This is a genomic window from Actinomadura sp. NBRC 104425, from assembly GCF_030269545.1.
Taxonomy (GTDB): Bacteria; Actinomycetota; Actinomycetes; order Streptosporangiales; family Streptosporangiaceae; genus Spirillospora; species Spirillospora keratinilytica.
The window spans coordinates 73,612-82,522 of record NZ_BSTN01000027.1; the positions used below are offsets into that span (position 1 = coordinate 73,612).

General features: G+C 72.1%; 9 protein-coding genes. 3 read left to right on the plus strand and 6 right to left on the minus strand.

Features of this window, described 5'->3' with window-relative positions; genetic code table 11:
- Positions 1-666: 666 nt before the first annotated feature.
- Positions 667-1,557: an ADP-ribosylglycohydrolase family protein gene (locus QSK22_RS28045; RefSeq protein WP_285497418.1), complete on the minus strand. Its 891-nt coding sequence runs from the start codon at positions 1,555-1,557 to the stop codon at positions 667-669.
- 126 nt (positions 1,558-1,683) lie between these two features.
- On the opposite strand from QSK22_RS28045, the gene QSK22_RS28050 reads away from it, so the two are divergent.
- A complete protein-coding gene (locus QSK22_RS28050; RefSeq protein ID WP_285497419.1) occupies positions 1,684-2,118 on the plus strand; it encodes an archease in 435 nt (144 codons plus the stop codon).
- Positions 2,119-2,135: 17 nt separating this feature from the next.
- Here the strand turns inward: QSK22_RS28050 and QSK22_RS28055 are convergent, their stop codons facing one another.
- A complete protein-coding gene (locus tag QSK22_RS28055) occupies positions 2,136-3,548 on the minus strand; it encodes an RtcB family protein (RefSeq protein WP_285497420.1) in 1,413 nt (470 codons plus the stop codon).
- Complete coding sequence (locus QSK22_RS28060) at positions 3,545-4,192, minus strand: dienelactone hydrolase family protein (RefSeq protein ID WP_285497421.1); 648 nt, start codon at positions 4,190-4,192, stop codon at positions 3,545-3,547. Before QSK22_RS28060 ends, QSK22_RS28055 begins: the two co-directional genes overlap by 4 nt.
- Positions 4,193-4,335: 143 nt before the next feature.
- Between QSK22_RS28060 and def the strand changes: the two genes are divergently transcribed.
- Positions 4,336-4,854 carry a peptide deformylase gene (gene def, locus QSK22_RS28065; protein ID WP_285497422.1) on the plus strand — a complete coding sequence of 173 codons (519 nt, stop codon included), beginning with the start codon at positions 4,336-4,338 and terminating at the stop codon, positions 4,852-4,854.
- A gap of 334 nt (positions 4,855-5,188) precedes the next feature.
- Positions 5,189-5,353: a hypothetical protein gene (locus QSK22_RS28070; protein ID WP_285497423.1), complete on the plus strand. Its 165-nt coding sequence runs from the start codon at positions 5,189-5,191 to the stop codon at positions 5,351-5,353.
- 55 nt (positions 5,354-5,408) lie between these two features.
- Here QSK22_RS28070 and QSK22_RS28075 read toward each other — a convergent pair whose 3' ends face one another.
- From QSK22_RS28075 to QSK22_RS28085, 3 genes are all read right to left on the minus strand, one after another.
- A complete protein-coding gene (locus QSK22_RS28075) occupies positions 5,409-6,728 on the minus strand; it encodes an SEL1-like repeat protein (RefSeq protein ID WP_285497424.1) in 1,320 nt (439 codons plus the stop codon).
- Positions 6,729-7,258: 530 nt separating this feature from the next.
- Complete coding sequence (locus QSK22_RS28080) at positions 7,259-7,585, minus strand: hypothetical protein (protein ID WP_285497425.1); 327 nt, start codon at positions 7,583-7,585, stop codon at positions 7,259-7,261.
- A 178-nt stretch (positions 7,586-7,763) separates the two neighbouring features.
- Entirely contained in the window at positions 7,764-8,156 is a 393-nt protein-coding gene (locus QSK22_RS28085; protein WP_285497426.1) for an SSI family serine proteinase inhibitor, read from the minus strand.
- Positions 8,157-8,911 lie beyond the last annotated feature (755 nt).

Consider the following 8,911-nt stretch of genomic DNA (forward strand, 5'->3'; position numbering starts at 1 on the left):
GCGCCGAGAGAGATCAGTGGTATATCGCGTCGGAGACTTCGTCGACGGGCCGGTCATCGCCCGTTCGCTTCCGCGGACACAGGACTAAGAGCAGCGTCAACAAACATCCCTGGCAGGCTCGGAGGGCTGACTGGAGTGATCCCGAATGGGACCGGAAGGCGTCCCGTGGGGCGGCGCCGGGAACGGCGGAGGTGGTGGGGTGGCGATCCCGCGGCCGGCGGACGTGCACGCCGCCTGACGATCCACGCGCCGAACGCCGCGGTCCACCGGCACCCCGGACCCCCCCGAGGCGGACTCACCTACTATTACAAACTACCAGTTTGTCACGAACTCATGGATAGCAGCTAAAACCACCCGCCGATCGCAAGTCAAGACGATCTGCTGATTAACGCCATGGCGTGACCGGTAAACTCGACATAAAACCAGTGGTCAGCCAGGTGTCCGAGGATCGGGCGTGGCCACGTGAGGCCATCTCGACCACTTCGTTCCGATTGACGAACGAGGCGGATTGTGCAACAGCTCACATCAACCCGCGAGAGGCGGTTGATTCCTCAATCACTTCCCCGGCGCCGCTCAATTCGGAATGATCTTCAGATATGCGGGCGCGGGCGACCGACCGGGCCGCCCCCGCACGCGACGGCGCGCGCCCGCCTCGGCGGGGGCGGATCAGCTCCAGAGCCAGCCGGGCAGCGGCTCGCGGGCGTCCAACCACTCCTTGGGAATGCAGGACGTGCCGTGGTGGGCGGCGATGACACCGCCGACGATGGCGGCCATGGTGTCCATGTCGCCGCCCACCTCGACGCAGGTCCGCAGCGCCGCCGGGTAGTCGTCCAGCCGGGTGGCGACCGTCCACAGCGCGAACGGCACCGTGTCGGGGGCGCTGATCTGCGAGCCGTTGCCGAGTTCGGCGGCGACCTCGGCGGCGGGGCGGTCCAGCAGTTCCTTGGCCCTGCGCAGGCCGTCGTGCACGTAGCCCTCGGTGACGTGGGCCAGCGCCGTGTCGATGAGTTCCGGCCCGGCCAGCGTCCCGCCGCGCGTCGCGGCCGCGTGGGCGGCGGCCACGGCGACGGCGACCGCGCCGGCGACGCCTTCCGGATGGGCGTGGGTGACCTCGGACGCGGCGGCGGCCTGCGCGGCGGCCCGGTCCAGGTCGTCGTGGAACCACGCGCCGAGCGGGGCGATCCGCATCGCGCCGCCGTTGCCCCACGACCCGGCCCCCTTGAACAGCCCCCGGCTCAGGGCGCGCCACTCGCCGCCGCGCCGGAGCCCGTCGATCAGCTGGATGGCGCCGTAGCCGTAGTTGCGGCAGGGCTCGGCGCGTTCGGCGAACGCGCGGGCCAGGACGGTCTGGTCGATCGCGCCGAACCGCGTCAGGACGTCCAGCACCGAGCACGCCATCTGGGTGTCGTCGGTCCAGGGCCACCGGCCGTCCGCGCACGTGGGCGACTTGACCCGCAGGTGGGGCTCGAAGCCCCGCTCGCCGAAGGCGTCGCCCACCGACAAACCGGTGAGGGAGTCCAGCGCGAGAGCGTGACGGGTGGTGGTAGAGGTCGGCATTCCGCGATTGTCGTCGTCTCCGCCGGATCCCCGCAAGGCGTCCGGGGCGGCGACGCGAACCGGTCCCGGCCAGTCGCGGGCCCGGCCGCGCGGCTGAACGAAGGGAGCCGGGGTAGTGGTGGACGCATGGCCGGTGAGACGAACGCGGCGTCCGGTCACCGGACGGCGCCGCACACCGCCGACCTGCGGATCGAGGCGTGGGCGCCGACCCGCGAGGGCTGCGTCGCCGAGGCCGTGGCCGGGCTGGTGGACGCATTCGCCGACCGCGCGGGCGTCCCCCCGCTGGGCGTGCGCGAAACCGAGATCGGCCCCGCCGCGGACGCGGACCTGCTGGTCGCCGCGCTCGACGAGGTGATCTACCGGCTCGACGCCGCCGGCGAACTCGTCCTCGCCGCCGACGTCACGGCCAACGACGGCGACCGGCTCCGGCTGCGGCTGACGGTCGGGGACGCACGCCGGGCCGAGGCGACCGGCGCGGTCCCGAAAGCGGTCTCCCTGCACAGCCTGCGTTTGGCCGAGGAGAACGGCACATGGGCGTGCTTGGTGACGGTCGACGTCTGAGCCCGGTGCCCGCGGGTTCAGCCCTTGACGACGCCCACCGGCACCAGCCGGGCGACCTTGCGGCACAGTCCGGCGCCCTCGCTCGCCTCGATGACGGCCGTGATGTCCTTGTACGCGGCGGGCGCCTCCTCGGCGAGGCCGCGCCAGGACGCGGCGCGCACCGCGATGCCGCCGCCCTCCAGCCGGGCCCGCAGGTCGCGGCCGCTGACACCGCGCGCGGCCTGGTGACGGCTCTGCACGCGCCCGGCGCCGTGGCAGGCGGAATGGAACGCGCGCCCGTCCGGGACGCCGGTGAGCACGTAGGACGCGGTGCCCATCGTCCCGGGGACCAGGACCGGCTGGCCGACGTCCCGCAGGTCCGCGGGAAGTTCGGGGTGGCCCGGAGGAAACGCCCGCGTGGCGCCCTTGCGGTGCACGCACACCCGGCACCGCCGCCCGCCGATCCGGTGTTCCTCCAGCTTGGCGAGGTTGTGCGACACGTCATACACCAGGTCGAGCCGCACGCCCGCGACCCGCTGGAACACCCGCCGCGCGGCCTGGGCGAGCAGCTGCCGGTTGACGCGCCCGTAGTTGGCCGCCGCCGCCATCGCGCCGAGATACGCGCGTCCGGCGGGCGACTCGACGGGCGCGCAGGCGAGCTGGCGGTCCGGCACGCGGATGCCGTGCCGGGGCATCTCCCGTTCCATGACCCGCACGTGGTCGGTGCAGATCTGGTGGCCGAGCCCGCGCGACCCGCTGTGGATCATCACGCAGATCTGGCCGCGGCGCAGCCCGAACGCCGCGGCCACGGCTTCGTCGTACACCTCGGCGACCCGCTGCACCTCCAGGAAGTGGTTGCCGGAGCCGAGGCTGCCGACCTGCCCGAGGCCGCGTTCGACGGCGCGGGTCCCGACCTGCCCGGGATCGGCGCCGGCGACGGTGCCGCCGTCCTCGCAGCGGTCCAGGTCGCGCTGGACGCCGTGGCCGCGTTCGACGGCGAACCGCGCCCCGCCGGTGAGGACGCCGTCCAGCTCCTCGGCGTCGTGCAGCTTCCAGACGGCGCCCTTGCCCATGCCGCGCGGCACGGCGACGTCGAGCGCGTCCATGACGTCCGCCAGCACGGGCCGCAGCCCGCCCTCGTCGATGTCGGCGGCCAGCAGCCGCACCCCGCAGGAGATGTCGAACCCGACGCCGCCCGGTGAGACGACCCCGCCGTCGGCCGGGTCGGTGGCGGCCACCCCGCCGATCGCGAAGCCGTAGCCCCAGTGGACGTCCGGCATCGCGTAGGACGCCTCCACCACGCCGGGCAGCTGCGCCACGTTCGCGACCTGATCCAGCGCCTGGTCCGCGCCGTGCAGCAGCGCCCGGGAGGCGAACACCACCCCGGGGACGCGCATCCCGCCGGTGGGCTCGATCCGGTACCGGTAAGGCCCGTCCTCCAGCAGCCTCATGGCGTCAGATGCACCGCGAACCACCGGGTGGCCAGCTCGGTGACCTGCTCCAGCGCGCCCGGCTCCTCGAACAGGTGGCCCGCCCCCGCGATGATCTTCAGCTTGTGGGTGGCGCGCAGCCGGTGCCTGGCCAGGTCGTTCAGCTCCAGCACCCGCGGGTCGGCGCCGCCCACGATCAGCAGGGCGGGCGCCCGCACCCGCCCCAGCGCGTCGCCCGCCAGGTCGGGACGGCCGCCCCGCGACACGACGGCCCCGACCGCGTCGGGCCGGTCTGCGGCGGCGGCCAGCGCACCCGCCGCGCCGGTGCTGGCGCCGAACAGGCCGATGGGCAGGCCCTCGGTCTGGGGCTGCTCCCCCAGCCAGTCGACGGCGCCCACCAGCCGCCGCGCCAACAAGTCGATGTCGAAGCGCAGCGCGGCCGTCTCGGCGTCCACCCGCTCCTCGTCGGCGGTGAGCAGGTCCAGCAGCAGCGTGCCGAACCCGGCGGTGTTCAACCCGGACGCCACGGCGCGGTTGCGCGGGCTGAACCGCGAGCTTCCGCTGCCGTGCGCGAACAGCACCACCCCGTCGGCCCGGTCGGGCACCACGAGGTCGCCGTCCAGTGCCGCGTCCGGGAGCGCGACCGTGACACCGGTGGTGATCATCGCTGCTCCCCGTGCTCTCCTACGGCCTGTCCTTCCAGAACGCCGTACCCGCGCACGGCCGTCTCACCCGGGTGACCCGTCCGCCGGGCGGCGGCCGCACCCGCGTGCGCCTACGATGCAAGCGGAGCGAGGGAGGGCGTCAGATGGCCGGACAGGCGAAACCGATCACGCTGGTGGGCAAGCCCGTGCTGCACCGCCCATGCCGTACCGTCAAGCACTTCGACGACGAGCTGGCGCGCCTGGTGGACGACATGTTCGCCAGCATGTACGCCGCCGACGGGGTGGGCTTGGCCGCCAACCAGATCGGTGTGGACCTGCGCGTGTTCGTCTACGACTGCCCAGACGAGAACGACCAGCCGCAGAAGGGCGTCGTGGTCAATCCCACGCTCGTCCTGCCCGACGGCCCCGACCGGCGCCTGGACGACGGGGAGGAGGGCTGCCTGTCGGTGCCGGGTGCGCACGCCCCCGTGGCCCGCCCCGATCGGGCCACCTGCCACGGCTTCGACGTCAACGGCGCCCCCGTCACCGTCGAGGGCACCGGCCTGCTGGCCCGCTGCCTGCAGCACGAGACCGACCACCTGAACGGCAAGCTCTACATCGACCGCCTGCCGGCCCGCGTGCGCAAGCAGATTCTCAAAGACGTCGAGGCGGCCCGCTCCTGAGTGCGGCCCGGTGAAGCGCGGCGGGGCACCCTCCGAAAAAGCACAAAATGTAGTTGACAGCGAACGGCTCTATCAGGCTAGTATTCAGCGCATGGAGCTGTGATTCCTTCCGGGTTGAGCCGACCGCGGCGCACGCGCCGCCCCGCTCCCTTTCCCTCATCTCACCGGTCGCCGGGTCGAGCCTGTCACCAGCGCTGACGTCTGCCCGGCGCGTCTTCATCCAGTCATCTGCACGGCCGTCCGATGCGTGTCCGCACGGGCCCTTTCTTCGCCTGCGCCGACGTGCGCCGTCCCTATGCGGCCGTTTTCCGAGCCTGCCCGGAGGTATTTCTTCATGCGTGCCGTTCACCCCTCCCCCGAGTCCGGCGATTCCTTTTCCAAGGCCGGAAAGAACAGCAAGAAGCACAACAAGAACCGCGATCCGAAGGCGGCCGTGTTCGCGCAGCAGCGCCGCAACACCCGCCGGCTGCCGAACCGCCGGCTGCAGCGCGGTCGCTGACCACCGCCGGGCCGCCCGGACTCCTCGTCCGGGCGGCCCGGCCCGTCCCGCCTGGTCAGGCCGGCCGGGCGTGGCCGTGCTGGACGAGCCACTGCAGCCACCGGGTGGCCTCCTCGTTGCGGCCCGACTGGACCAGCAAATCCATCAGCAGGGTGATCGCCTGCACGTCCTCGGCGTCGGCGGCGCGGCGCAGCCACGTTTCGGCCTCGTCGAGCCGGCCGGTCTCCTTCAGCAGCCCGCCCAGATTGCGGAAGGCCGCCGGGAGGCCCGCTTCCACGGCGCGGCGCAGCAGCGGCTCGGCCTCGTCGTAACGCCTCTGGTCGAGCAGGTCGCGGGCGGCGGCGTTCATCGCGGGCGGATATCCGGCGTCGGCCGCCTTCATCAGGTAGGGGACGCCTTCGCGGTAGCGGCCCTGCCCGTTCAGCACCACGCACAGCCCGTACATCGCCGGGACATGCCCGGCCTCGGCCGCCCGCCGCAGCCACGACTCGGCCTGCTCCGGGTCGATCTCAGCCAGGTTGTTGCCGAGGTTGAACATGGCGTCCAGGTGGCCGTGCTCGGCGGCCCGCCCGTACCAGTCGCGGCTCTCCGCAGCCCGCCCCGCCTCGTCGAGCAGGACGCCCAGGTTGAACATGGCCTGCGGCTCCCCGGCGTCGGCGGCCTGCCGGAGCCAGCGCTCCGCCTCCTCCAGCCGTCCCGACTGCGCCAGGAAGACGCCCAGGTTCGTCACCGACAGCGCCCGGCCCGTCTCGGCCGCGGCCCGGTGCCAGCGCTCGGCCTCCTCCATGCGCCGCCCGGACGCGCACCACCGGGCCAGTTCCGTCATGGCCACGGGGTCGCCGGCCTCGGCCGCCCGCGTGTACCAGCGTTCGGCCTCCTCCGTCCGGCCCTCCCCCTGCGCCGTGCGTCCGAGGTGCAGCATCGACTCGGTGTCCCCGGCGTCGGCCGCCCGCTCGAACCACTCGCGCGCCTCGGCGTCCCGCCCGGAATCGGCGCACATGATCGCCAGATTGACCATCCCGTGGACGACGCCCAGCTGCGCCGCCCGGCGGAACAGCTCCTCGGCCTCGCCCGCCCGCTGCGGATCGCGCACCAGCAGCGCCCCGAGATTGACGATCGCCTGCACCTCGCCCGCGTCGGCCGCGGCCCGCAGCCACCGCTCGGCCTCACCCGTGCGCCCCGCGCCGCCGAGCAGCGTGCCGAGGTACTTCATGGCCATCACATGACCGGACTCGGCCGCGGCGGCATACCAGCGTTCGGCCTCCTCCGCGCGGCCGTCCCGCTCGCACATCAGCCCGAGCTGCGCCTGCGCCTCGACGTCCCCGGTCTCCGCGGCCACCCGGCACGCCTGCTCCTCATGCCACGTCCTGGTCATGCCGCCCCTTCTCACGCCCGTCCGGATTCTCCCGGTCTACGACTCCGCCCCCCGGCCCCGGGTTCCCCACACTCCAGACACAGGTCGGGCCACTCCAGCCAACGGTGTGATACGGGCGCACCCCACAGACGGCTCGATCAAACGAGGCGCCCCCTCCAACAACTCACCGGAAACTCGCAACACCCCTAGCCACCCGCTCGAACCCTCCCGCCCTACAACTCCAGCACCCCGCCCCGCCCCCACGCCCCAGCGCACCCACGGTCGAAGTACTCCAGCCAACGGCGTGATATGGAGGCGCAGCCCACAGGTAGTTCGCTTAAGCGGCGCCCCCTCCAACAGCTCATCGCGAGCCCGCCGGAGACATGCCGCCTCTACTCACACCCGCCCGAAACCTTCCGGTCCATGACTCCAGCCCCCGCCCCAGACACACCAGGCCACAGTGCACCCACGGTCGGGCCACTCGCGCCAACGGCATGAGCAGGACGCGGCCCGCAGGCGGTTCGTTCAGGCGGGGCGGCTGCTCCGGCGGCTCACCGGGAGTCCGCCGAGGAACGGATCAGGGCCTCAAGGCGGGTGACGGCCGGGCGCCAGTCCTCGGGGAGTTGGTGGCAGCGGGTCGCGCGCCAGCCGCGGTAGGCGAGCGTGTAGGCGAAGTGGTCGGGGATGTTGCACCAGCGGCGCGAGGACGTTCGGGTGGTGACGCCGTCCAGCGCCTGGCGCAGGTCGCGGATCCGCGCCTTGCCCAGCGTGAATTCGGCGGCACGTCCTCGGCCGGTGGTGACCGTTCCGTCGCGGTGGACGACGACCGTTTCGCTGATACCGGCGAATCCGCCGCTCCGCGTGTACGAGACGAGCATTTCGGAGGACGCCGGAGACGTCAGAGAAAGCGCCGCGACACCCACGACGGCAATATATGTGAACATCATTGACAATACCTCGCACATTTCATGGCGAGTCGTCGGCATGGAACCCCGCACACCTTCCACGCCGACGACTCGCCGACCCAGCCACCCCGGTGGGTCTTCCAGGGAAGCCTCAGAATTTGAACAGCACGCCGCCGGTGGCCCGGATGGCCGCGCACCGGTTGGCGAAGGTCCGGGAGTAGTCGCGCGGCCTGCCCTGCCAGGTCCCGTACGCACGCACCCGCACGGGCGCGTACTCCAGCGTGCACCGACCGGGCTGCTCCGGCAGGCGCGCCACGTTGCCGCTGACGCGTCGTAGCTGGTCACAGGCTCGCTGCGGGGCAGGGTGAGAGCCTCCGTCCGGTCCGCATCGCAAGCTGACGCTCGCGACCCGGCCCGTCCCCTGCACCGGGGCGACGGTCAGCCGGTAGCCACCGACCGGCTCCATCGCCTCGGCGGCGGCCGGTGCCGCCCACGAAATCGCAACCATTCCCCCGATGACGGCCAGCGTCTTCCGCACGCACATGTGGAAACTCCCTGGAATCCGCCTGCCGCGGTCTGCGGCGCCCGGTGCGGCGACATCCCGATTTGTGGCCGGGGATGTCGCCGCCATGAAGGAGCGACGGCGGTCCGCGTGACAGTTCCTGCCACGGATCGGTCCGCCTCCTTGACACTAGGAAGCCGACCCGCCCGCACACAACCGGGAGTTTTGACCGAATACGGTCATTGGATTGAGATTTGAACTTCGTTGACCACTTCTGCAAAGTGAGCTGGGGTTTCTCTTACTCACCCCTGTCAGATAGGACCTACGCCACTTCACCCAATGGCCGCTTCGGCACGTCCCACTCCTACGATGAGCTGACCTGCCACCCCACACCGCAGGCCAGGTCGCCACGGCACCACAACCGACCACCACACCCCCACCACACCAGGCGAGAGTGCCCCACGACACCACCAACCCGGCCGCCCGGCAGCCCTCGACAGCGAACCAGAAGCCACCCCCCACCAGGCAGCAGCTCCAACCGGCCACCCCCACGCCACACAAGCGAGCCCGCAGCCCCAGGCCGAGGCGCTCCAGCCCCGATGCCGGCCGGGGCAGGTCGCCACGACACCACAGCCGACCACCGCACCACCGAACCGAGCGGAAGTGCCCCGGTTGCGTCCACGGAGGTGGTGTACGAGTTTCCGCAGGTGAAGAGCGTGGCGTCGTGACGTGAGACGGCCACCGCGTAGATCCTTCGAGATGGATGATCAAGAAGAAGGAGACAACGCGATGGCCGC

Excerpts from the sequence above, each read along its gene's own strand:
- QSK22_RS28045 (WP_285497418.1), bottom strand. The coding sequence starts at position 1,557 with ATGCCGACCTCTACCACCACCCGTCACGCTCTCGCGCTGGACTCCCTC.
- def (WP_285497422.1), top strand. The coding sequence starts at position 4,336 with ATGGCCGGACAGGCGAAACCGATCACGCTGGTGGGCAAGCCCGTGCTG.
- QSK22_RS28085 (WP_285497426.1), bottom strand. The coding sequence starts at position 8,156 with ATGTGCGTGCGGAAGACGCTGGCCGTCATCGGGGGAATGGTTGCGATT.
- QSK22_RS28080 (WP_285497425.1), bottom strand. The coding sequence starts at position 7,585 with ATGCTCGTCTCGTACACGCGGAGCGGCGGATTCGCCGGTATCAGCGAA.
- QSK22_RS28070 (WP_285497423.1), top strand. The coding sequence starts at position 5,189 with ATGCGTGCCGTTCACCCCTCCCCCGAGTCCGGCGATTCCTTTTCCAAG.
- QSK22_RS28075 (WP_285497424.1), bottom strand. The coding sequence starts at position 6,728 with ATGACCAGGACGTGGCATGAGGAGCAGGCGTGCCGGGTGGCCGCGGAG.
- QSK22_RS28060 (WP_285497421.1), bottom strand. The coding sequence starts at position 4,192 with ATGATCACCACCGGTGTCACGGTCGCGCTCCCGGACGCGGCACTGGAC.
- QSK22_RS28055 (WP_285497420.1), bottom strand. The coding sequence starts at position 3,548 with ATGAGGCTGCTGGAGGACGGGCCTTACCGGTACCGGATCGAGCCCACC.
- QSK22_RS28050 (WP_285497419.1), top strand. The coding sequence starts at position 1,684 with ATGGCCGGTGAGACGAACGCGGCGTCCGGTCACCGGACGGCGCCGCAC.